Raw genomic sequence first — 23,681 nt, forward strand, 5'->3', positions numbered from 1 at the left:
GTTTTATTAAAATTCACTCTATTTATTTTTTATTTTAAAGGGAAAGTTATACATTATCAGACTTATGTGAGATAATGGACTCTTAAGGAAAGGTGGTTAACCCCCATGAAAAATAAAGTGAAGTATGAGGTAAACCAAAAAGTTTTACTTAAATCTACTGGTGAAACGGTTACCATCAGCAAATGCAGTTACGTCGCGAATATGAAAAGATATTCTTATACGTTAAAGGAACATCCGAATACTTTTTATTTTGAAGAGGAATTAGGAACGATTTAACTTCACTCCTTCTTCCTACTTTTTAAATTAATAATTCGAACCATACTAGATGAATTTAAGGTATTATAGTTGTCTTTTGCGCTAATGTACTTTAAATGTCTAGTTTTTTTATTTGTAACTCTCATTAGAAAAGCGGCTAAAACCTAGCCGCTTATTTTTTCTATTACTCTACCACTGGGAACCAACCAGGTGTATGGATAATTGCTCCCCAAAGCGGATCTGGAATCACAAGTCTTTCTTGATCCTTTTTGGAAAGAGTCGTCGCAATTTCACTTTCTCTTCCCTTCTCCACTTTTTCCACCCAATCCGGCTCCATAATTAACTCACGTCCTAAGGCTAGTAAAGGAACACCTGTCCGAATCGCTTTCAATGCCTCATCCGCCGTATGAATGGAACCCACTCCGATTAACGGAACTCGGTTACCGATCTTTTCTAGTAGATGCTCCATTCGCGTTTTGGTTTCATCCGCTCCACGTCTAGGCTTCGACCAAAAATCCTGTAAGGAGACATGAAGATAATCTAGTTCTTGATCGGCTAAAGCATCAACAAGTGCCAATGTTTCTACCATCGTGATTCCAGGAGTATGTTCTTCCTCTGGTGAAAAACGATAGCCGACGATAAAAGGCTCTTTCGCATGTTCAGCTACAACCCTTTTTACTTCTTTCACGATGGCAAGTGGAAAACTCATTCGTTTTTCTAAGCTTCCGCCCCATTTGTCTTCACGACGGTTCGTTTGCGGGGAGAAAAACTGTTGAATCAAGTACCCGTTCGCTCCATGGATTTCAACCCCATCAAACCCAGCTTCAATCGCACGTCGAGTGGTCTCTCCAAACGCTTTTACAATCTCATCGACTTCAGACTCTTCCAATGCTCGTGGAGTGATGTCACTACCCTCTTTTCCAACCGCACTCGCACTAACCGTTTCCCCGTTTGGTACTAACTCAGGTGGACATTCACGACCTCCATGAAAAATTTGAAGAACAGCCGTCGCTCCCTGCTCCCTTAGGGCACTGGCTAGACGACGTAAGCTTGGAATCATCTCATCCGTATCTCCACCAAACTCACCATGAAATCCTTTTCCGTTTTTCGTCACATATGTACATGCAGTAATCGCCAGTCCCACACCTTTTGTTCGGCGAATGTAATAATTGATTTCTTCATCAGAAACGGTTCCATCCGGATGGGAAGAAAAGTTGGTCATGGGTGCTAAAACGATTCGATTTTTTAGTTCATGTCCACTTTTTAGCTTGACGGTATCAAAAAGTGGTTTATAGTTAGGATTCATATTAGACTCACTCCTTTTATAAAATAACAACTTTGTAGCCAGTAACATACCCATATAAGTTACCCAATTACGACGCGAATATGAACGTACCTCTAAAGAATTAGCGTAACAGTTAGTGTGATATAATAAGGACAGAAGCCTAAAGGAGCGAACAGAAAAGTGAACAAAGAAGTCGAAAAACAAATTATTGAAAACTACCAAAAAGACGAAAATATGATGATTTTAGTTTTTGCCCAATGGTGTGTAAACAACAATCTTGACCCAGTTAAGCTTTATACAGAAGCTTATCCTAATCAAGTGAGTAACCCCGCCTTATTAAAAACGATGGAGGAGTTAACGGTGGATAAAGAAGAAGCAGGTGAGATTCCTACTAGCACGGTGTTAAATGTATTATCTCTATTTGGGAATGAGGATTTGGCTTTTGTCGTTTCGGAGTATGCGAAAAAACTGTAATTATAGTTATTCTATTTTTAATTGTGAAAAACTTAGTTTAATCAAATAGTAAAAGCTGCTCATCAAATTTTGAGCAGCTTTTACTATTTGATTGCCTTATGCAATTAAAACGCTACAAATCGATACCCTACTCCTCTAATCGTTTCGATCCATTCGCCATCTATATATGATTTAAACTTTTCTCTCAGCTTCAAGATGTGTACGTCGACGGTTCTCTCAGAGACTAATTTCTGATCATTTGGATATAACTCATCTAATATTTGTAGCCTAGATAGTGCTTGATTGGGATGCCTCATTAAGAAGTATAGAAGCTTGAATTCATGAAGGGTTAATGAGATTCCTTCACCTTCCACCTTAACTTCCCCTTTTAAAGGCTTAAGGGTAATCCCCCTATACGTTATTTTATTACAACGGTGTGCCGTTCTTCTTAACACCGTTTCCACTCTTACGGTTAACTCTTTTAAATTAAAAGGTTTGAGCAGGAAATCATCTGCCCCGCTCTTTAAACCTTTAATCGTATTGCTTTCATCTGGTAATTTAGACACTAGGATCATAGGAATCTCACTTTTTTGTTCTGTTCGAATCCAATCACACCACTCAAATCCATCTAAATCCTTCATATAGACTTCTAATATAACAAAGCAAGGATTATATGTTAAAAAAATGTCCTTTGCTTCCTGCCCATTTGTCGCTTCTAACACTTGGAATCCAGAGGCTTCGAGTTCTTTTTTCATTTCAGACCGAAACATTCTGTCATCATCACACACTAAAATCGATTTTCCTCTATAATTCAATTTCTCACCACATTTATTGGACACTATTGATTAGTTGTAGCATCATTTCCTTGTCCATTGGTCCTGTAATTTTTTTACGAATAATTCCACTAGAATCAATCACATAACTCGTTGGAATCGTAAATGCTTGATACGTATCAGCAATTTCTCCCTCACTATCTAGTAAAATAGGAAAGGTTAAGCCATAATCTTCAACAAAACTCCAAAGAGCAGTCGGATCTTTTTCCGTTGTTGCTAAATTGACAGCCAGGATTTCTATGCCGTTCTCTTTTTGCTCTTCATAAAATTCTTGCATATGTGGCATTTCCGCTTTACATGGTGGACACCAAGTAGCCCAAAAGTTCACAATCACTTTCTTCCCTTGCAAACTAGAAAGTTGAATCTCTTCCCCTTCCATTGTTTGTAGTTGGAAGTCTGGTGCTTGGTTACCTTCTTTAATTCCTACCTCTATTTGTTCTTGACTAACGGTTTCATTAGTAGTTGAATTCGCTTCGTCTCATTTAGATGAATTGAGATCAAAAATTCCCCAACCTATTAGCCCCATCAATCCTATTATAACAAGAATATTACTTTTCACTAACTTTCACCCCTTAAAATGTACAAGCTTTTTTCGAGTAATAATGCAACAAAGTTAGAAACTAGTCCATGTAAATGAAGAAAAATAGGCACTGATCTTCTGCATCTGACCTGTAAACAATAAAACTCCCATCACAATTAATATCCACCCGTTCACTTTTGATAGCTTAGGTAGAATCTTATTCACTTTTTTCACCACATTTAAGGAGTAAGTGACAATGAAAGATATCATGAGAAATGGAATTCCTAGTCCTAATGAGTATACCCACAATAGACCCATACCTGAAAATACGGTCTCCGATGAACTAGCAAGTAACAAAATAGAAGATAAAGCTAGTCCAACACATGGGGTCCAGCCCGATCCGAACGCCACCCCAAGAATAAAGGACCTCAGCGTAGTTGCCTTTGAATTCTCTTTAAAAGAAAACCTTTTTTCCATCATCAAAAATTTAATCTTAAAGATTCCTAGCATTTGTATTCCAAAAATAATGATCAGTAAGCCGCCAATCATTTGAATTAGTTTTTTATTATCTAAAAACAATTGTCCAACAAAGCTAGCTGACGCACCTAATAACACAAAGACGACGCTAAATCCTAGGATGAAACTAATTGACCTGGTGAGTAATACCTTTTGGCTCACATTCACTTTCCCTGAGGAGACATTTCCATCTGTTAAATGAGCGACATATGCGGGAATAAGCGGGAACACACAAGGTGAAAAGAAAGATAGCAATCCCGCGGTTAAAGCGAAGAGAATTGTAATATTTTCCACAGACCTTTCCTCCTTTCTCCTTAACAGCATTTTTTCAAATGATTGTTAAGAAACGGTTAAGATGACAAAATTTATTTAAAAATTGAGATTTAATTCAATGACCGTAGCTTATTGCGATGGAAAAGTGATACTAAAATGATTCCTATTAGAAACCACTGTTCCACTGAAAATAAGAATACTGCCTGACTTTTAATCAAAATCATGATTAGAATAAAGTGGACGAAAGAAAATACAATAGTGACCATATAGATCCACTTTAAAGAATAAATGTCCTTTTTAAATATCCCTATTACTAAGACGGTAATCATGAACAGACTAATTAGAGAGTGATAAAGAACATCTTCTTCTATAAAGAAAACAGTCAATCCGTGATATGCCGTTAATACGACCAAACTAAAAATAAACATCAGCTTTATTATGAACTCATTCGAAATTTCTAATTTCTTTGCTTTTAAGAAAAAATAGGCAAAAGAAAAAATAATCGCTAGAATAAGACCCTTACTTCCACCTGTAAAATACAGTATTGAAAATGGACTTTTCAAAATGATGGATGGCTCTAATAGAAGTAAGCTACCTTTCCAAACGAGAAAACTCAAGAAAATCGTATTAAATAGTAAATCCATGATTGGTTTGATATTTTTCTTTTCTGTTGAGCTTTGTAACCATACTCGAATACTGATATAGCCGATAAAAATAGCAATACCAAGAAAGACCCACTTATATAAAATAGCAATCGAGCCTATTTGTAATACGTTCATACAAACCCCCAGTACTAACTTTTTCCTACTTCTGTTTAACTGTCCACAATTTCAAACGACTCGTTAATATCAATACCATTTTTTACCGATTGTATGATTCCGCAATTTTTTAGGGTGACTTCAAGTGACTTCTCCATTTGTTCCTCAGAAATGTCCTCTCCCGCGATGACAAAATGAAGATGGATCTTCGTAACCCTGTTTGCCTCTTCCAAGTTTCTTTCCACACTTACTTTTACTGTCATTCCTTTTACCGCTATTCTCTTTTTTTCTAACACCTTTTGAAGAATAGCACTGCTGCATCCAACGATAGATGAAACGAGCAATTCAACAGGCTTATATCCTTTTAAAGGATCAGGAGAAACCATTAAGGTTCCATAGCTACTGTTTAGTTGGGATACACCATCTTTTACTTCAAATTCAAACATTGACATAACCTCCTCCATTTTATAGAGTCCATCATGCCACCCAATTGTTTACTTTCTGTTAAGAAGCAATAATTTTTTTTTATTAATAAAAAAAGGGCTAATCTCTAGCCCTGAATGACTGGATGGTTTGCCCTATTAAAAAACAAGCTCCCCATCCCAACTCATAATCCCACCATCAACATTAACAATGTTGTTATAACCTAATTCTTCTAAAATCTTTGCTGCCTGCATACTTCTATTCCCGCTTCTACAAATAATCACAATCTGTGAATCTTTTGGAAGCATCTCTGTATTTGTACTCAAAGTACTTAATGGTACATTAATCATTCCTTTTATATGTCCTTCTTCATACTCTGAAGGTTCACGAACATCAATAAATACAACATTTTTGGAGTTAGCCTCTTGTTCTAGCTTTTCTGCTAACTCAATAGTAGAAATCGTTTGAATGGATTGATTTCCTAAAAAGTAATACGCACCCCATGCTAATAAAATAACTAGAGGAATATAAGTTACGATTTTCTTCAATGTATTAGACCTACTTTCTGTTTCATTTTAAGCCGGGGATATGGGAGAAGGGAACTCTATCAAAGTTCCCTAAGCTCCCTCTATTCATTGTTTATTAGTCAGCATGATGAACCGCACAACGGTTTGGACCAATCTCTAACTCTTGCTTTCTTTCATAATCAGCATCTTGAACACCACGATTAATCATAATAATTTCTTCAAAATTTGGTGGTTTTACGGAACTAGCTGATTTTTCAACATCATTTAGGAAATCTTCACGAGTCGCATTGAACATTTTTTCATTACGCTTACGGATATTTCCTAATGTGTCCCCAATGTAGCCTTCTTCGTTTATTTCGCCATCAAAATCAGCATAATGAGCCGGTAAAACAATCACATCATCAGCAATTTCTGATACTTTATTGTAAACGGTGTTGTATAGGTCGTTTGCCCATTCTCTCACTTTGTTTCCTAAGTCTGGACGTCCTAGACCGCTGACAAAAATCGTATCTCCTGAGAATAATAACTTTTTATTCACGAAGAATGACACACTTCCAGGAGTATGACCTGGTGTTTTTACGGCTAATACTTCTAGTTCAACGTTTTTAAAATGAATTTTTTCATGGTCTTCAAATGGGAAGAAATCAAACACTGCACCTTCACTCTTCATAAGGTAGTAAGAACCACCTGTCGCATCTGCCATTTCTTTCCCACCAGAAATATGGTCAGCATGTAGATGAGAATCAACAATATGAGAAATAGTTGCTCCTTCTTCCTTAGATGCTTCCACGTATTCATTTACAAATCTAGCAGGGTCTACAATCAGAGCTTCATTGTCTGATACAACCATGTAGGATAAGCATCCTTTCCCTACACGAACAAATTGGTATACTTTAATGTCGTTATCTTCATATACCTTTGCTTTGTATAAATGCTCACTCCATGCTTTCATTCCACCAGATAGATAAGCTGCATCGATTCCTTCTTGAGATAACATGTCAGCTACCATTATAGAAGATCCTTCTTTTGCACAAACAACTAAAACCTCTTTATCTGAAGGAATTTTATTAAGAATTGGTCCCACACCATCAATTAGTTCGAAGTAAGGTACATTTAAATATTCAAAATTTTCTCCTTCAATTTTCCAATCGTTAAAATCATTCTCATTTCGTACATCTAAAATAAATAAATTTCTTTTTTCTAATACCTTTTCTGTAACTTCTTTCGCAGTCCATGCTTTTACAGCCATCTATATTACCCCCAGGAGTATATTTGTAGTTAAAAAATTTGTTAGTTTCTTAATAAATTCATAATTAAATTTGGGTCAAAGCCTAAAACCCACTGGCCATTAATTTCTGTTTGTGGAACTCCCATTTGACCTGTTGCATTGACTAATTGTCTCATCATCTCAGGTTGATCTTCAAGGTTAATTTCTTTAAAAGGAATATTCTGTTCAGATAGGAAATTCTTTAACATGACACAATAAGGGCAGCGTGTCGTCGTATAAACTGTAATTGAGTTCATCATTTAAATCCACTCTCCGTAAAATATTATCCAACATACCTATAAGGGTATATTTTTGTTAAAAAAATTTTTTTGAAACCATTTTTATTAACTTTACATGACTAATAATATACCCCTATAGGTATAACGTCAACTATTTTTTTATGAAAATTTTTATGTAGATGTAAAAAATGTCGGAAATGTGAATCCGACATTTTAAAAATTGTTCCACAATTAAAACAAAATATCTGTCCAAATCTTTATGGAAGTAGCTAATATTAATAATGCTAAGATCCACTGGAGAACTTTTGTATTCACCTTTTTCCCTATATTTGCACCTATTGGAGAGGCGATTAAACTAGCAATAACCATTATGAGAGCTGGGAAAAACTCTACCTGCCCCGTTGTTATTTTGCCAATTGTTGCTCCAATAGAGGAGATAAAGGTAATGGCTAAAGAGGAGGCAATTGTCATTCTAGTAGGAATTTTTAATACAACGAGCATGATGGGAACTAGAATAAATGCTCCCGCTGCACCGACAATTCCGGCTCCAACTCCAACAATTAAAGCTAAACTTGCCGCAAGCCATTTATTAAATTTCACTTGATCAAAAGGAATATCATCTACCCCTTTTTTTGGCAAGAACATCATAATAACGGCTATAAGGGCAAGAATTCCATACACTAGATTGATTCCACCCTCACTCATAAGCTTCGAACCATAACCACCGATAAAACTTCCAATTAAAATGGCTGCGCCCATATAGATGATTAATGTTTTATTCAGAAATCCACCTTTTCGGTATGCCCAGACTCCTCCAATCGTTGCGAAAAACACTTGAACCGCACTGATTCCAGAGACCTCATGCGCACTAAAAGCCGCTAATCCAAATAAAGGTGGTAAATAAAGTAACATAGGATATTTAATGATAGATCCACCGATTCCAACCATTCCAGAAATAAAGGAACCGATAAATCCAATTAAAAAGATAACCACAATAAAGGCTATGTCCAACATCATCACCTCTTTTTTCAGAGGGGAAGGCAGCTTAGAGTATCTCCCCCCTCTTCTTACCCCCTCCTATTTATCTAACCGCACAACGGTTTGGACCAATCTCCATTTCACGTTGCTTCTCGTCATCTGGAGAGATTTTACCCATATTCGTCTCACGAATTTCTTGATAGGAATTCGGTTGTGGCGGAAGATTTTCAGTAACGGTTCTTCTAAATTCAGATTCATCCGTAATATTGAGTCCGTGATTTTCTTTATACAGAACTCCTAACTTTTCGCCTATACTTCCATCATCATTCATCTCTTTTATCGTCATATAATGAGCTGGCAAGACAGTTAAATCATCTGCCAATTCTTTGTAACGTTTATAAAGGGTATTTCGTAAATCTCCTACCCAGTCTTCCGCTTTCCCAGCTAAATCTGGGCGACCAATGGAATCAATAAATAAAATATCACCGGTTAATAAATATTGATCGTCTACCACAAACGAAGTACTTCCGATCGTATGTCCTGGAGAGTACACAGCTTTAATCGTTGTATCTCCAACTTGGTATTCATCACCATCGTGAATATGCTCATAATTAAACGTCACTTCTTCTGCATCTTTCGGCGGAAGGTAATAAGTAGCTCCTGTCTTTTCAGCAAGCTGCCTTCCTCCTGAAATATGATCCGCATGTAAATGAGTGTCTAAAATATGAGTAAGCGTAATATTCTTCTCTTTTATAAAAGACTCGTAAGGCTCGAGCATACGATTCGTATCAATCATCGCACCTTTTCCGTTTGAATCTACTAAATAAGACAGACAACCTTTACCAATTCGAACAAATTGATAAATCGCTCCTCCATTTTTCAAATCACCAATTTTTACAGGCTCTAAATGTTCACTCCATGCTTTCATCCCGCCTTCAATGGAATAAACATCTGTAAATCCTGCTTCTGAGATTTGTTGAGCAACGAATTCAGATGAACCACCTTTTGCACAAATGACATAAATATCCTTATCTTTTGGCAGCTTATCTAAAATAGAATCTACGCCTTCTAACAACTCAAAATAAGGTTCATTAATAATTTGAACATTTTCCCCTTCAATCTTCCAATCATCAAAGTCGTCTGTATTTCTTGCATCAATGATGAATACATCTTCATGATTGAAAACCTTTCTAGCAAGCTCTTTTACCGATATAGTTTTAACAGACTCTGTCACAGTTCAACCTCCTTTTTTGATTAATATTTACCTATTAGGGTATTAGAATGTAAGTGTTACGTCTGCATCCTTCGCAAAAGTTAAGAACGTTACGGCTCCACCTACATCGATACCTTCAATAAACTGTTCTTTCTCTAAGCTCATGACATCCATCGTCATTTGACAAGCAATCATTTTTACACCCATTTCACTAGCCATGGAAACTAGTTCATCAACTGGAGGAACATTGGCTTTTTTAAATCCTTCTTGAAAATGTTCAGCACCAGCTGGCATAGGTAGATTTTTATGAGCCTCTTTATGAATCAGATTTAACCCTTCAAAAGTAAAGAAGATTCCCACTTCTGCATCTGTTGCAGCAGCTGCTGTAGCAATATTAAACACTTTATACGCATCAAACATTCCGCCATTAGCGGCAATAATCGCGACTTTCATTTTTCGTTTCCTCCTTTAAAGTTTATTTGTTGGGCCTGTCCAAACTTTCATTCCAGGTACAACATTCTTAACATTCTTAAAGCCTTTTTCAGTCAGCTTCTGCGCTGCTAAATCACTTCGATTCCCTGAGCGGCATACGATATGCAAGTCTTCCATACTTTCTATTTCCTTAAATCGTTCTTCCAATTCTCCTAGAGGGATATTGACCGCTCCAGGTATATGTCCAAACGCATATTCAGCAGGTTCCCGTACATCAAGGATATTTATTTTTTCATTGCCTTCCAGTTGTTTTAAAAGTTCCTCTAATTGAACGACATCTGGATGCTTCGTTTCAGACTTTTCCTCTTCAGCACTTGCTTTTCGTAAGTAATGCCTTAAAACATCCCCATCTTCAACTGTTCCTAAGTATTGATTTCCGGTGCTCTCAGACCATGCTTTTAAATCGGCCGTAGAACCTTTATCTGTTGCCTGGATTTCAATCACTTGGCCAGGCTCAAGTGCCGTCATTTCTTTCTTCGTTTTCACAATCGGCATCGGACAAGCCAGGCCTTTTGCATCAAGAACTTTATTTACAGTAACCTCCATTGTTTATTCCCTCCTTTCATATTTAGTATCTATCTACTTTGGTTGAACATTCTCGTATAGAACTACCTATTATTGGTGAATGTAGGATAACGACTATTTGTCCTTATAAACATGCATGCAAAAAAGGACCATGAATCACTCATGGCCTTTCGTTTACAAGGTTTATTAATGCTGTTTATTAGGCAACTTCTTTTCTGGATGGCCTTTGCCTTGACGCTTTCTATTTTGCTCATCCTTTTGTTGCTTATCATGAATCTTTTGAACAAACTCGTTTGTACTTTCCATGATAACCCCTCCTTTGATGTAGGAATGGTTATACTTTTTCCAAACAAGCCACGAATCATTCATGGACCATGGGGACAGGTCCCTTGACCCGAAGTGTAGTTACTAAATCAACTTTTAGCTGGTTCCTCAGCTATTGTAATTTTAGTACTTTATAACTTTTTTTGGCGAAATAAATCAATTGATTTATACCCTTGTCCAAGAATATTGGTCATCTGCTGACGGCGTTTTTCACGTGTTGCCTCTTGTTTTACTGAAAAAATATATCGAGCCCAGTCTCTTTTATAACCAGGTGTTAGTTTCTGATAAAAAGAAAGTTCAACCGGATTGTCTGCTAATATTTGCTCAATATCTTTCACATTCTCTTCGTAATCAGCAACACACTGACTTGGAGCTGTTGATTTTTGGGCTTTCTTTTGTTCACGCTTTAATCCAACAACAGTAAAAACCTCATCCATACTTACCATACGTGAAAATTTCACATCACTATTTTCAACATATCCATCTTCTCCTACATTCATTGCTGGAAAAATCTCATCTCTATGTACAAAGGTTTCGTATTTCTTATTTCCCTTTTTTGGATAAGCAAAAAATAAATATCCTTTTTCAAGTAAATGGTTCTCTTTAATGATCTGTTTAGTATGTTGAACCATTTCATCGACCGTTTGTACAAAGATGAAAATAGCGTCATGTTGTCCAGATAAGGTTGCCTTATTTTCCTCAAATATATCATAGTCACTAGGTTGATTAATCACTGACAAGCTTTTGTACTTTTCTAGATTTAGTTTTTTTATTATTGACATAATAAGCTCCTTCGTAAATCTTTCGACATAAAAATGACCGGGAGACAGTATTCTCCCAGTACCATTTACTCTTTATTTTATCATATTTTGAAAGTACCAAAATTACTTTTTAATATGAGTGCTTAACGGTTCTAAATTTAATTCTCTAATCCCTTCTACTACTAGTCGTGCAATTTCCCTCGCACCGTGTTCCTTAAAATGAACATCATCCTGAATTCCATCAGGAAAGTTCTCACTCTCACCTGGTTCTAACCACAGAAACAGTTCCTTCGTTTTCTCTGGTCCAAGCTTATTAAAAAGAGTTCTACTGTTAGAGGCAAGGTCAATAACAGGAACGTTTTCTTCTTTACCAAGCTCGATCATTGCCTTTTGATAGTCCCCATGTGAGTTCCCAGCAACACCATCTTTCAGAAAAAACCTTCGTTCAACTGAGGTTACAAGAACAGGAATAGCCTTTTTCTTTCTTGCACCATCTATGTAGTTTTTCAAGTAACTTTTATACGTTGTATGGGGGTCTGTATAACGGTTAGGGTCATATGCCTTTTGGTCATTATGGCCAAACTGAATAAACAGATAATCGCCTTTATCAATTTGCCTCAATATTTTCTTCAGTCTCTTTTCCTCAATAAAACTTTTAGAACTTCTGCCTGACTTTGCTGCATTTATAATCACAACATCTTCATCAAAAAAGGTACCAATCATCTGCCCCCATCCTGCACGGGGAGCTAACGATTCCGTGTAGTTTGAAACAGTGGAATCACCTGCAAGAAACACCGTAACTTTCCCCTTTTGATGGCTAACATCCTTCTTCGCTGTTCCCAGCATATTAACAAACCCGACGCAGAAAACTAAAAGAATCATGGATAGAAATAACATCTGCTTTTTAAACTTATTACCCATGATACTCCTCCTATATATAAGCTAATATTCTATGATGTGGATTTTTCTGCCTAATTAGTAAAAATAGGCATTTCTCTCTATGCCCTCCACCTTTAACTAGTTAAAAGTTATTATAAGTAATCTACTTACAGAAAACAAGACAAAATTTTCAGAAAATTAATTTTATTTTAATGTTAGTTCAACTAACGTGTACTTTTGGGAATGTTTCTTCATCACCTTAAACCCATGATGTAAAAAAACATCCATATTCGCCGTCGTACACAATGCCGAAACAACCTTAATATTTTCATTCTCTTTAATAAAATTCATCCGGGCTTCAAATAATTGATTATAGATCCTTCGTCTTCTAAACTCTTTTAAAACAAACCCTCTCTTAAAATAAGCTTTTTGTTGTTGTTCCCTAACAATACAAGAAACAACTCCAACAACTTTCCCATCAACACTAGCCGTAAACCAAACATTCCCATCAGAGCGGCTAATATTTAAACCATCGTTGAAGGCTGGTCCAATTAATGGCTTGACCTGATTGAAGTTGCTTTGTTGGATGGTGATGTTCACGAAATCCCTCTCCTCTTTTCGACATTATTTGCTTATAGTATTTGTATATGTTGAGGGGGGAGGATTTGTAACGGCTAGTGGCTGTAGGAGAGGCTTAGGGAGAGGAAATAAAGAAAAAGTGTCAGTTACCATATATAGAATTTGGTAACTGACACTCCATAAATCACGAACATATATTCTATTTAATCTAGCTAATATTAAAGTAGAATACTAGAATATAGGTATTTACAACTACATAGTCAGGGTGGCGGCTAACATCCCCAGTTGAAAGGGGTGAAAGCTATGACGACAGATAAAGTGTTAACGATTATATTTGCAGCATTAACTTTTGAGGCTGTATTTGTTGCAACTATTGTTTCCATTGTCGTCGCAATAATCAAAAAGAATTAGCCACCCTGCCGACCAAGCTCAGGTGACTATTTCTCTAGAAATTAGGTTAGCCGCTAAACGGCATGTATGTTGTATAATCTGGTGAGAACTCACCTGATCTTTTCTTTTATATCCTAATTATAGAGAAGATATTCTTAGATTTAAAGGAAATTAAAACACTTTTAAAACCGGAAAGATTGTTCTAATCACTTATCTCAGGTTCCCTTGTTTTCTTTTTAATTGGTCTATTTTACCTAATTCTCTCAAACAAACAGGACCAAACAGAAACAAACAGGACAAGCAACCTGTCCCTATGACCTAAATACGAACACACATTCTATTTTTTATAGCAAAACTATGAAAATAATGTTAAAATACATGTATTACAACTACATAGTCATGGTGGTAGCTAACACTCCCTTTTGAAGGGGGGTGAAAACGATAACGACAGATAAAGTGTTAACCATTATATTTACAGCATTATCTTTTCAAGCAGTATTCGTCGCAATGATTGTATCTATCATCGTTGCTATAACAAAAAAGAAATAGCCACCTGCCGACCAAGCTACGGTGACTATTTCTCTCAAATGTTAAGGTTAGCCGCTATTACGGCATGCATGTTGTAATGGTCAGGTGAAAATTCACCTGATCTGTTCTTTTATATCCTAATTATAGAGAAGATATTCTTAGATTTCAAGGGAATTAAAATACCCTAAAAAACCCTTATGTTCACTTTATTAGTTTGATAATTTAGTTGTCCCTTCAACATTTTCCACCTACAAACCCTATGTCTCTTGTGATGCCTAATTCCTTTTAGACAACTGGTACAAGGAACCTGTCCCTCCGACCCTGACAAAGAGAACTCCAATTAATCCAAATATAGCAAAGATGACTGGAGTGAAGAAACCGTAGTAGTATCCGTCGACTATTTGTCCGGATGTGGCTTGAAAATAGTCCAAAATAAATCCGAAGATACTTGGCAACAGAACAGCACTCAAAAAACCACCTGTATTCGCAAAGCCCGAAACAATTCCCGATTCCGTTACTGGAAACGTCTGGCGAACGATGGCAAACGTTAAGGAGTTTGATCCAAATCCAAATCCAATCATAAAGAAAAGAATGATGAGTATGTAAAAGGGAGGATGATTAGGAAAGAATAGAAACGTCGACCAACAAAGTAAAACCATTAGATGAAACACCACATATGTTCGTTTAATGGCGCCTAAATAACTAGCAAGCCAGCCTATTAAAGGGGCGCCAATGAGTGCTCCAAGCAGACTAATCAAAACCAATTGACTGGCATCTAAACGCGATATTCCATACACATCGATCATATATGGCACTGCCCAGGAACCGATAAACCCTATATACCCTCCTACGAGTCCAAAGTGACATAAAAATAATGCCCATGCCTGCCTATTCAAGCAAACTCTTCGCAATAAAACAGTTATTTTTTCACGTGGTCCTTCTTTTTTTACGAATAACGGTTGATTGGCCTTTTTAACAAAAATGAAATATAGCCAAGTACTACAAAGGCATAATACAACTCCAGCTGTAAAAAAAGCCCCTCTCCAACCAAGTGAGACAATCAATACGGAAAAAGGAACGGTTGCTAAAAGAAAACCAAGACTCCCTGTCATTCCAGCAATCCCAATTAATCGAGTAAATTCCTTTTGATTAAACCACATACTTAAAACCAGTATCATATTTACCCAGATGGTCGCATCCCCTATTCCCGTTAGGATTCGAGCAAAAATAAGGACATATTCATGTGTAGTCACACCATAAATGATCGTACCCAAACCTGTAAGGGCGGTGCCAATAATGAGAAAGAGAATCGGTCCATACCGATCAGCGAGTAAGCCCATTGGAATCTGTAAGCCAGTATAAACGAAGAATTGAATACTTGTCACAAGTCCAATCGTCGATGCAGTTACACTAAAATCCCTCATTAATTGATCGGTAATCAATCCCGGAGCTGTACGCTGACTCGACATGAATAAATAGGCTACCAGCACAGAAGCAAATATAACCCACCTAAATTTATGATTTGCTTTGTCCAATGAGATCTACTCCTGTTAGCTCTTTTTATCCTATATATATGGGGTTTTTGTGGGAGTAGAAATCATAATTAGGGAATATTTTTCTTTGGTAAAATAAAAAAAGATACAAAGAAAGGCCCCATATAAAAAGTGCCGGGACCTAACCTCTTGAATAGATTTATTAATCTCTACTCAACTACTATTTTTTATCTAAAACTTCCTCAATCCTCTTCAATTCTTCTTCGCTAAACCCTAAATTGTTCAACGCAGCAACATTCTCCTCAATTTGGCTCACTTTACTAGCTCCGATAAGGGCTGAAGTAATTTTTTGTTCACGGAGAACCCATGCAAGGGCCATTTGAGCAAGTGACTGGCCTCGTTCTTGAGCGATTTCATGTAACTTTCTTACCTTTTGAAGTACTTCTTCAGATACGTCCCCTTCATTAAGGAAGCTGTTTGGCTTCAAGGCTCTTGAGTCACTTGGAATTCCGTTAATGTATCTATTGGTGAGTAAACCTTGAGCTAAAGGAACAAAGGCAATGGAGCCGACTCCTTCTTCTTTAAGCAAATCTGTTAAGCCGTCTTCTACCCATCTGTTAAGCATTGAGTATGCAGGCTGGTGAATTAACAACGGAGTGCCCAACTCCTTTAATATTCCGATTGCCTTTTGAGTGTCCTTTACACCGTAATTAGAAAGTCCAACATAAAGTGCTTTACCTTGTCTAACTACATGATCTAATGCCATCATTGTTTCCTCTAATGGTGTCTCTGGATCTGGACGGTGATGATAAAAAATATCAACGTAATCTAGTTGCATTCTTTTCAAACTTTGATCAAGGCTCGTTACCAGATACTTTCTAGAGCCCCAGTCCCCATAAGGACCAGGCCACATTCCGTAACCCGCTTTTGTTGAAATAACCATTTCATCACGAAATCCTGAGAAATCTTTCTTTAGAATAGCTCCAAAATTTTCTTCTGCTGAACCAGGTGGTGGTCCATAATTGTTAGCCAAGTCAAAATGAGTAATTCCTAGGTCAAAGGCCTTTCTAATCAAAGCCCGCCCATTTTCAAATAAGTCTCCACCACCAAAGTTGTGCCATAACCCAAGAGAAATAGCCGGTAATTTTAGACCTGACCTTCCACATCGATTATATACCATAGATTCATAGCGTTCGTTTCTTGGTTGATAAGTCATTGGTTGCCCCCCATATATCTTTTACAATCCTAAAGATGGATTTTATCCGGTATTGAGTAATCTACCCAATCTAAAGTTAATCAATCATTTCCTGCAAAACAGCCTAACTTTTTATTACGAACGTACTAATAGAACGCTCTGGCAGCACCGCTTCTGTAACCTTCCCTTCTAGTGAAATCGTGATCGTTTCTGACTTATCTTCATCATTCATCACGACTACAACAATAGATCCATCTTCGTTTTGAAAGGAAACCGTCTTCAACATTTCATGGTGAAGGTCATGTGCAATTCTTATTGCATTCGGTTTGATGTATTTGCTGAAATGACCAATATAATAATAAGAGCTATTATAGTGAATCTCACCTGTCTTCGTATCAACAATAACTGGGGCGTCACAATAGTTGCCTACATGGTTCGGGCCACCTTGTTCATTTAGAACGATATTCCAGTCGATCCAGCCTTCAAGCCAGTTGTTGATATCACCCATGATGTTGCGCGCATATCGTTCACCTGTATGCCAGGCTCCTAGCTTCACTCCACCTTCAATGCAACCCTCGGTAAAAATTAAATGTTTATCTGGGAATTCTTCATGAATTTTGCTTAAGTTTTCGAACTCCTCGGAAACATACCAGTGTAGACCAGTGCCCCAAATATATTTTGCAGCTTCAGCGTCTGACAGAATCGTTTTTGCTCGTTCATACGCTATATCACGGTTATGATCCCATATGATAATTTTCTTGTCTTCAAGACCTTCTTGTTCCATAACGGGACCTAAATGGTTTTTCACGAAATCTCGCTCTTCTTCAGCCGAGTATCTGCAAGAATCCCAGACTTGAGTTGCTTCTGGTTCATTTTGCACGGTAATTCCCCAGATAGGAATTCCTTCCTGTTCCATCGCTTTAATATATTTCGTATAGTACAAAGCCCATGTGTGATAGAATTCTGGCTTCAACTGCCCACCGTTATTCATTTCATTATTTGTTTTCATCCATGCCGGAGGGCTCCAAGGAGAAGAAAGAATCGTTAATTCCTCTCCCCTTGATTTCACAGCATCTTTAATGAGCGGCAGTACATATTTTCTTTCACGCTCAATGGAAAAGGTTTTAAGTTCTGTGTCATTCTCTTCCACATACGTGTAATTTTCCAGTGCAAAGTCACAACTATGAATATGAGTTCTGCCAAGGCTGTAGTTGAGTCCTGTTTCAGGGTTAAAATAGCTTTCTATTACACTTGCACGATCTTCATCAGAAATCTGCGCTAGTGTATAAGCAGCTGCTTCAGTAAATGCTCCGCCAAATCCCATAAAGCTCTGAAACTTTTGTTTTGGGTCTAGTTTTAACATCACGTTCTGCTCATTAGTTTCATTTGTAAACGTAAGGCTTCCTTTATCAGCGAATCGGTCTCCCGTATTTTTAGCGGTTTGAATCATCTTGATTTGCATACAATAAGCCCCCAAGCTCTATTAATCTAGATAAACGTCTATTCTTTCGATTTTTCCGTCCCTTATATCCTTTGCATACGGTGCTTGAATCCATGGTCCATCAATTTCAACTTTACTTCCATCCACTTGAAGTACATACTTCCTTGTACTAGCACCTCTAGGACCAAAAGTGTTTTTACCCGAAGGATTATGGTAGGTTACATCAGTATGTCCTAATAATTTGAAATGAACTTCTCCGTTTGCATCAAATAGCCATGATGGTAAAACAGGCTGTAACTTTAAGGCTAATCCGGATTCTTTAACGGTGAAGGCTTCTTTACCAACCATCATGTATTGCCAAATGCTTAAAAATTCAGCAGTCGTTCCACTCAGTCTGGCAACAAACCCTTGACCATGAAGACTTTCATCTGGATTCACACTGCTTGCAATAAAGGATGAGTTTTCAAGGATGCTTCTACCGTAAACCTCTGGGTCCATGAAAGGAGGAAGTACATTTTTTATATCCTCAAAAAACTCTTCATATAATCCAGATTTCAAAACACTAAGAAGATATTTGAATTCCATATGCATGAAGATTGATTCTCGCTCCAACCAGCCTGGTGTGAAAGCTCTTGCTCGACCAATTTCAAAGGTCTGTTCTTCTAATGAAGTAGATGTTTTATACATTTTCAGCTTCGTGTCAAAAATCTCAGAATTCCTTACATGGTCATAAATCGATTTAGCGGTTGTGAAGTCCGCACTCTTCAGCTCTCTTGCAGGACCTTCAAGGAAGTGTGGAAGCATAGAAACATCAAATTCTTCAACTTTTACAACCGGAAGTCCCTTTTTGTTTTTCTTCTCCACGCCACTTTCATCGGTAATTTTCTCCCATTTCACTGCTTCGAAGTAGAAATAGGTAGGAATCAGTCCATCGCCTATTTTTGTTGCGCGAGTAATTCCTAATTTTGTTTTTTCTAGCATCCTTTTTGCAAATTCAGTTATCTTCAGGATAGAGAAACTCTCCTCTTCTCCATTAAAGCCATTTCGAACTTCTTCACGGTATTGCTCACGAGCACTTGCTACTGAATTCCAATAGTCGAAATCGTTCAATTGACCCGTTTCGTATTGTGTGAGGTTGTTATTTATAGAATTTAGTAAGCTACCTACTTCGGTTGGAAGGAAAACTTCACCCTCTACCTGTTGCCCAGTTGCAAGAACAAACTCTAGAACACGTTTTAGCTCAAGTGTTTCACTCATTGCTGAACCAAATAAGCCTGGTAGTCCGTTCATCGAATCATTCCAGCCTGGTTTATTTGCTTCCATCTCCACACCCATTCCATAAGGGTCCAGTGTAGAAAATTTAATGAGTGCTAGATTAAATAATTTGCTGTATAGGTTGGATGTAAAGTAATCACCATTTGGTTTCTTCACCCAATTTGAATCTGTTTGGTGTCCTTCCTCCACAATGGCTTCATACTGACGAACCTTCCCATCAGTAAGAACATATTTCTCCGAACGAGGAAGAACAAATACAGGGCTATGAAAATACTTGTAGTCAGTGTCCTCAAATAATAGCTGCTTCTTTTTGTCCGGGAAAACCTTCAAGTAGTTTTCAATTAAATCCAGATTATAAGTCCAGTGATCCATCCAATAACCTTCACCGAACTCCGCCTCAATCTTTTGGTTACTCTTTGAAAGAACCTTCTTAAGAAATTCAGGAAGCGATACTTCTAGCTGAATACCTTTATCCGTGATCGTCTGAAGTAAATCACCTGGTGTATACGTTCCCGCAAGCTTGTTTTTAACAAAATCCGCATCAGTTGCCTCAGTTACCATCTCCTCAAGCCAGTTCCAATCTTGCTTCTTTGAAATTTCAAAGCTAGCTCCTTTCACGACAAGAGGATTATATCCATCGGCTTGAATCAAACTCATGAACAGCTTGATATTATAATCGCCTGTTTCAGGATGGAAGAAGACATCATTACGACGATTTTGATTTACATCACGAAAGTTCCCATTTCCTTGGGAGAAGAACTCAGGAGCGAGCGAGAAAAAGTTATAGTCTCTTTCAAGGTCGCCGTGTTTTCTTGAGTATACATAATAGATAAATGGCTCATGGTCCGTTTCTAATAAAACTGGGTATCCCCCGCGTAGTACATTGTCAAGGTAGCTCTGATTGACATAAGCATCAAATAATGGTGAACGTGTTTTTGTTTTTATATCTTCCGTAATTTCAGAAACAAGACTTTGACTTTCTCGATATTTTTGTTCCATATAGCCACTTGTCATGATTTCAGCAGCCTTGTTATTCATGATGTTGATATCCTTCACATGACCAACAAGTGTATAGAATGAAATCTTCTCATTTTGTGCTAGTTCCTTGCCTAAGCCAGAGAAACCGCATGGTACTTTATTGGAAGTTACCGGATTCGCACCAGTTAATTCATCAATGGATTTCATTTCAAACTCGTTAGGGTAAGAAAGAGAGCTGTTATACCCAAAAATCAGTTCAGCATCTACGATCGGTGAGATCAAATTGCCTTCTTCCGTAAAGCTTAAATAAAAATGCCCTTTCGAAACTTCTTCCACCTCTGCGGAATCATTGGTTGATGAACGTACTCTATAATAAGGAATGCCATTTTCAAGATTGAAAACATCCATCCAGCTTTTTAGCGTGTTACCAACTGCTTTATAAGCAGCATCATCCACGCCAAAAGGAATGATGGCTGGAAGTCCGTCGAGCACTTCAAGTTCCATTGTCTTTGCTGAAATATTTTCGATTTCAACCTTACGAACTAAAGCACCGAAGTTTTCATTCGGAAGGGTAAAATAGGTGACGAGCGTTTTCAATCCCTCTTGCTCATTCACTTCTTCAATTTTCAACTCATTTTCTTTTATAAACATATTTCTAGTGCGACCCTTAGTCGAGCCATGGGATGCAAATGGTTCGATGATAGTCGTTCCGTTTTCAGCTGTCTTTTTGATAAATGTACGGAATCCGTTCATCGATACTCTCTGGTATGCTTGGTTAGCTGGGAAAAATTCTGTAATGGCATGGTTTTTATCCTGAACGCCAAAGCTCACCATTGCCTGTCCACGATTAACATAAAATGACCAGATTGGAACCCCATATAAGCCGGCAAGCCCGGGCAAAAAGCTCGAAAACGTTTTTGCTTGGTCAAATTGTTCAATTACTAAATACTGATTCTCATCCATTCGGTATTTTTCCATCATACTCAACTCCAGTGCTCCTGAATTTAAATTGATCGGTTTTTAATAATTTCTGCATAACGATAGCCGCTGTCTTTTAAAATTCTTTCCTGTGTTTCAAAGTCAACATAGGTAATACCAAATCGTTTATCATAACCAAATGCCCATTCAAAATTATCAAGAAGAGACCATAGATAATACCCGGCGATGTTCATCCCCTCTTCATTCAGCTCGGCCACCGCTTTAATATGTTGTTCAACATACTCTTGGCGCTCACGATCACGAACTCTGTTGTCCTCTGACACTTGATCATCAAACGCCGCACCATTTTCCGTAATATAGATTGGTAATTTCGTATATTCTTCACGAAGACGGTGTATAAGGTCTTTGAATTCTACAGGCGAGATATCCCAGCCCATTCCAGTCTTAGGGTAGTCTGAGTACGCTGACTTGTATAGAAAATCGGAGGCTGCATTAAATTCCACCAAGCCACGACTGTAAAAGTTGATTCCAAAGAAATCACACTCGATTGATATTTTCTCCAAATCACCTTCATGAATAAAATCATAGGAGTGAACATATTTGGAGAACAAATTGATCATATCTACCGGATAAGATCCTTTTAACACAGGATCAAGAAACCATCTGTTTGAATAGCCGTCTGCATTATTTGCAGCCACTTGATCATTCACCGAATGACTAGCAGGATACATAGGTGACAGATTCAAGGTAATGCCTATCGGTGTGGTCGATGCAAATTTCTCTTTTAAAAGGGACACTGCCTCCCCATGGGAAAGTAAAATATGATGCACAGCCTTTAATGCTTCTTCCATATTCGTATGTCCCGGAGCGTGAATTCCCTGATGGTAGCCAAGGAAACCAGCACACCAAGGCTCATTGTGGGTAATCCAATAATCTACTTGGCTATCAAGCTCTTCATAGCATTTTTCTGCATATTCCATAAACCAGTTCACGGATTCCCTGTTCGTCCAACCGCCTTGTTCATGTGCCCACATCGGCAAATCCCAATGATAAAGTGTAACAGCAGGCTTGATGCCATTTTCAAGCAAACGCTTAACTAAATTTTTATAAAAGTCCATTCCGGCTTGATTATATTTTCCCTGCTCAGGAAAGATTCTCGGCCAGGCGATGGAGAAGCGATAGGAATCTACACCAAGGGTCTTAAGCACCTCAATGTCATTTTCATATAAATGATAATGGTTACACGCAATATCCCCTGTATCCATGTTAAATACTTTTCCAGGTGTTCTTGAAAAGGTATCCCAAATAAAAAGGCTTCTTCCATCCTCCTGATAAGCCCCTTCAATTTGGTAGGAAGAAGTAGCCGTTCCAAAAATAAAATCCTTAGAAAATTTATTCATTTGAATTTCTCCTTTACATTTATTCGTCTTGTTTCTCGTAAACTTTTATATAGTCAATGATCATTTGTTGTGGGAAAGTAGTCGTCTCGTCAGGGTATCCCGGCCATTTTCCACCAACAGCAAGGTTAAGCTGTAAATAAAACTCCCGGTCAAACGGTGCATCACCAGAGATATTCTCTCCCTCTAGGTCAGGCTTGGTGAACCATTCGTTCTGCCGTGCATACAGAACTCCATCTACATACCACCTGAATTCCCCTGGTTCCCAGTCTAGGGTAAACACATGGAAATCATCAGAAAACTTCGCATTTCCTGGCAGCGTGTAATTTTCCCCTGTATAAGTGTGAGGCAGCCCATAGTGAAGGGTTCCATAAACCGTACCCGGCTGATGTCCAATCTGTTCCATGATGTCTATTTCCCCACAAGCTGGCCAACCGGAATACCGTTCCATATCTTCAGGCATCATCCAAATCGCTGGCCAGATACCCTGACCCTCAGGCATCTTGGCACGTATAGAAAAGCGTCCGTACTTCCATGCTGCTTTTCCCTTTGTTGTCAATTTAGCGGAAGTATAATTCATCTTCTCATAGGCTTCCTGTCTTGCCTCAAGAACCAACTTTCCGTTCTCTATTCTTGCGTTTTCTTTGCGAGCAGTATAATACTGTGACTCTTCATTCCCGAAGCCCCAGCCTCCCTCAACGAAATTCCACTTGCTAGAATCTATTTCCGAAAGTTCAAAGGAATCTTCCCATATTAAGTTCCATTGCTTTGAATCATCTAATTTTGAAAGCGTCATCATTTCTTTGTTTAAGTTATCTTGATTTAGTTTCAAATCAACCTCTCCTTCCATGGAGCAAATATTTACCCTATTACCTAACTCTTATTTTACCTGTGTTAGCCGAACATCTTCAGACAGATAATTTTGTATAGGGTTTCAATATTTTA

The 23,681-nt window shown here is 37.8% G+C and carries 25 protein-coding genes; 2 read left to right on the top strand and 23 right to left on the bottom strand.

The window, feature by feature from the left end:
- The first annotated feature begins 105 nt into the window (after positions 1–105).
- Positions 106–276, top strand: coding sequence for a hypothetical protein (locus SM124_RS10960; RefSeq protein WP_322446572.1), 171 nt, complete (start codon positions 106–108; stop codon positions 274–276).
- 163 nt (positions 277–439) lie between these two features.
- Here the strand turns inward: SM124_RS10960 and SM124_RS10965 are convergent, their stop codons facing one another.
- A complete protein-coding gene (locus SM124_RS10965) occupies positions 440–1,561 on the bottom strand; it encodes an NADH-dependent flavin oxidoreductase (RefSeq protein ID WP_322446573.1) in 1,122 nt (373 codons plus the stop codon).
- Positions 1,562–1,720: 159 nt separating this feature from the next.
- Between SM124_RS10965 and yxiS the strand changes: the two genes are divergently transcribed.
- The gene (gene yxiS / locus SM124_RS10970; RefSeq protein ID WP_507185123.1) at positions 1,721–2,014 is read left to right on the top strand and encodes a protein YxiS; all 294 of its coding nucleotides are present in this window, start codon (positions 1,721–1,723) and stop codon (positions 2,012–2,014) included.
- Positions 2,015–2,118: 104 nt separating this feature from the next.
- Here the strand turns inward: yxiS and SM124_RS10975 are convergent, their stop codons facing one another.
- The 22 genes from SM124_RS10975 to SM124_RS11080 form a co-directional block, all read right to left on the bottom strand.
- Positions 2,119–2,808 carry a response regulator transcription factor gene (locus tag SM124_RS10975; RefSeq protein WP_322446574.1) on the bottom strand — a complete coding sequence of 230 codons (690 nt, stop codon included), beginning with the start codon at positions 2,806–2,808 and terminating at the stop codon, positions 2,119–2,121.
- A gap of 13 nt (positions 2,809–2,821) precedes the next feature.
- Positions 2,822–3,259, bottom strand: a complete 438-nt coding sequence (locus SM124_RS10980; RefSeq protein WP_322446745.1) for a redoxin domain-containing protein — start codon at positions 3,257–3,259, stop codon at positions 2,822–2,824.
- Between the two features lie 180 nt (positions 3,260–3,439).
- A complete protein-coding gene (locus SM124_RS10985) occupies positions 3,440–4,156 on the bottom strand; it encodes a cytochrome c biogenesis CcdA family protein (protein ID WP_322446575.1) in 717 nt (238 codons plus the stop codon).
- 89 nt (positions 4,157–4,245) lie between these two features.
- Positions 4,246–4,914 (bottom strand): hypothetical protein, encoded by a 669-nt coding sequence (locus SM124_RS10990; RefSeq protein WP_322446576.1) that lies wholly within the window; start codon positions 4,912–4,914, stop codon positions 4,246–4,248.
- Positions 4,915–4,949: 35 nt separating this feature from the next.
- Entirely contained in the window at positions 4,950–5,339 is a 390-nt protein-coding gene (locus SM124_RS10995; protein WP_322446577.1) for an OsmC family protein, read from the bottom strand.
- A gap of 135 nt (positions 5,340–5,474) precedes the next feature.
- The gene (locus SM124_RS11000; RefSeq protein ID WP_322446578.1) at positions 5,475–5,864 is read right to left on the bottom strand and encodes a rhodanese-like domain-containing protein; all 390 of its coding nucleotides are present in this window, start codon (positions 5,862–5,864) and stop codon (positions 5,475–5,477) included.
- Positions 5,865–5,958: 94 nt separating this feature from the next.
- Positions 5,959–7,092 carry an MBL fold metallo-hydrolase gene (locus tag SM124_RS11005; RefSeq protein ID WP_322446579.1) on the bottom strand — a complete coding sequence of 378 codons (1,134 nt, stop codon included), beginning with the start codon at positions 7,090–7,092 and terminating at the stop codon, positions 5,959–5,961.
- Positions 7,093–7,133: 41 nt separating this feature from the next.
- A complete protein-coding gene (locus SM124_RS11010; protein ID WP_322446746.1) occupies positions 7,134–7,367 on the bottom strand; it encodes a glutaredoxin family protein in 234 nt (77 codons plus the stop codon).
- Between the two features lie 213 nt (positions 7,368–7,580).
- A complete protein-coding gene (locus SM124_RS11015; protein WP_322446747.1) occupies positions 7,581–8,360 on the bottom strand; it encodes a sulfite exporter TauE/SafE family protein in 780 nt (259 codons plus the stop codon).
- 70 nt (positions 8,361–8,430) lie between these two features.
- Positions 8,431–9,561 (bottom strand): MBL fold metallo-hydrolase, encoded by a 1,131-nt coding sequence (locus SM124_RS11020; RefSeq protein WP_322446580.1) that lies wholly within the window; start codon positions 9,559–9,561, stop codon positions 8,431–8,433.
- A 42-nt stretch (positions 9,562–9,603) separates the two neighbouring features.
- Positions 9,604–9,993 carry a DsrE/DsrF/DrsH-like family protein gene (locus SM124_RS11025; protein WP_322446581.1) on the bottom strand — a complete coding sequence of 130 codons (390 nt, stop codon included), beginning with the start codon at positions 9,991–9,993 and terminating at the stop codon, positions 9,604–9,606.
- A gap of 15 nt (positions 9,994–10,008) precedes the next feature.
- Positions 10,009–10,578 carry a sulfurtransferase TusA family protein gene (locus tag SM124_RS11030; RefSeq protein ID WP_322446582.1) on the bottom strand — a complete coding sequence of 190 codons (570 nt, stop codon included), beginning with the start codon at positions 10,576–10,578 and terminating at the stop codon, positions 10,009–10,011.
- 165 nt (positions 10,579–10,743) lie between these two features.
- Positions 10,744–10,863, bottom strand: coding sequence for a DUF4023 domain-containing protein (locus tag SM124_RS11035; RefSeq protein ID WP_322446583.1), 120 nt, complete (start codon positions 10,861–10,863; stop codon positions 10,744–10,746).
- A 149-nt stretch (positions 10,864–11,012) separates the two neighbouring features.
- Positions 11,013–11,663 carry a YdeI/OmpD-associated family protein gene (locus SM124_RS11040; protein WP_322446584.1) on the bottom strand — a complete coding sequence of 217 codons (651 nt, stop codon included), beginning with the start codon at positions 11,661–11,663 and terminating at the stop codon, positions 11,013–11,015.
- Between the two features lie 102 nt (positions 11,664–11,765).
- Positions 11,766–12,488, bottom strand: coding sequence for a rhamnogalacturonan acetylesterase (locus SM124_RS11045; protein WP_322446748.1), 723 nt, complete (start codon positions 12,486–12,488; stop codon positions 11,766–11,768).
- Between the two features lie 237 nt (positions 12,489–12,725).
- Positions 12,726–13,121 (bottom strand): GNAT family N-acetyltransferase, encoded by a 396-nt coding sequence (locus SM124_RS11050; protein WP_322446585.1) that lies wholly within the window; start codon positions 13,119–13,121, stop codon positions 12,726–12,728.
- Positions 13,122–14,293: 1,172 nt separating this feature from the next.
- Complete coding sequence (locus SM124_RS11055; RefSeq protein ID WP_322446586.1) at positions 14,294–15,553, bottom strand: MFS transporter; 1,260 nt, start codon at positions 15,551–15,553, stop codon at positions 14,294–14,296.
- 178 nt (positions 15,554–15,731) lie between these two features.
- Entirely contained in the window at positions 15,732–16,727 is a 996-nt protein-coding gene (mgrA, locus tag SM124_RS11060) for an L-glyceraldehyde 3-phosphate reductase (protein ID WP_322446587.1), read from the bottom strand.
- Between the two features lie 103 nt (positions 16,728–16,830).
- Positions 16,831–18,168, bottom strand: a complete 1,338-nt coding sequence (locus tag SM124_RS11065; RefSeq protein WP_322446588.1) for a glycoside hydrolase family 30 protein — start codon at positions 18,166–18,168, stop codon at positions 16,831–16,833.
- 21 nt (positions 18,169–18,189) lie between these two features.
- Positions 18,190–21,381 carry a cellobiose phosphorylase gene (locus SM124_RS11070; protein ID WP_322446749.1) on the bottom strand — a complete coding sequence of 1,064 codons (3,192 nt, stop codon included), beginning with the start codon at positions 21,379–21,381 and terminating at the stop codon, positions 18,190–18,192.
- Between the two features lie 23 nt (positions 21,382–21,404).
- On the bottom strand, positions 21,405–22,739 hold the full coding sequence (locus tag SM124_RS11075) for a GH1 family beta-glucosidase (protein WP_322446589.1): 1,335 nt from the start codon (positions 22,737–22,739) through the stop codon (positions 21,405–21,407).
- A gap of 19 nt (positions 22,740–22,758) precedes the next feature.
- Positions 22,759–23,568 (bottom strand): glycoside hydrolase family 16 protein, encoded by an 810-nt coding sequence (locus tag SM124_RS11080; RefSeq protein ID WP_322446590.1) that lies wholly within the window; start codon positions 23,566–23,568, stop codon positions 22,759–22,761.
- Positions 23,569–23,681 lie beyond the last annotated feature (113 nt).

Origin of the sequence: Robertmurraya mangrovi (genome assembly GCF_034427655.1) — a bacterium.
Lineage (GTDB): Bacteria > Bacillota > Bacilli > Bacillales > Cytobacillaceae > Robertmurraya_A > Robertmurraya_A mangrovi.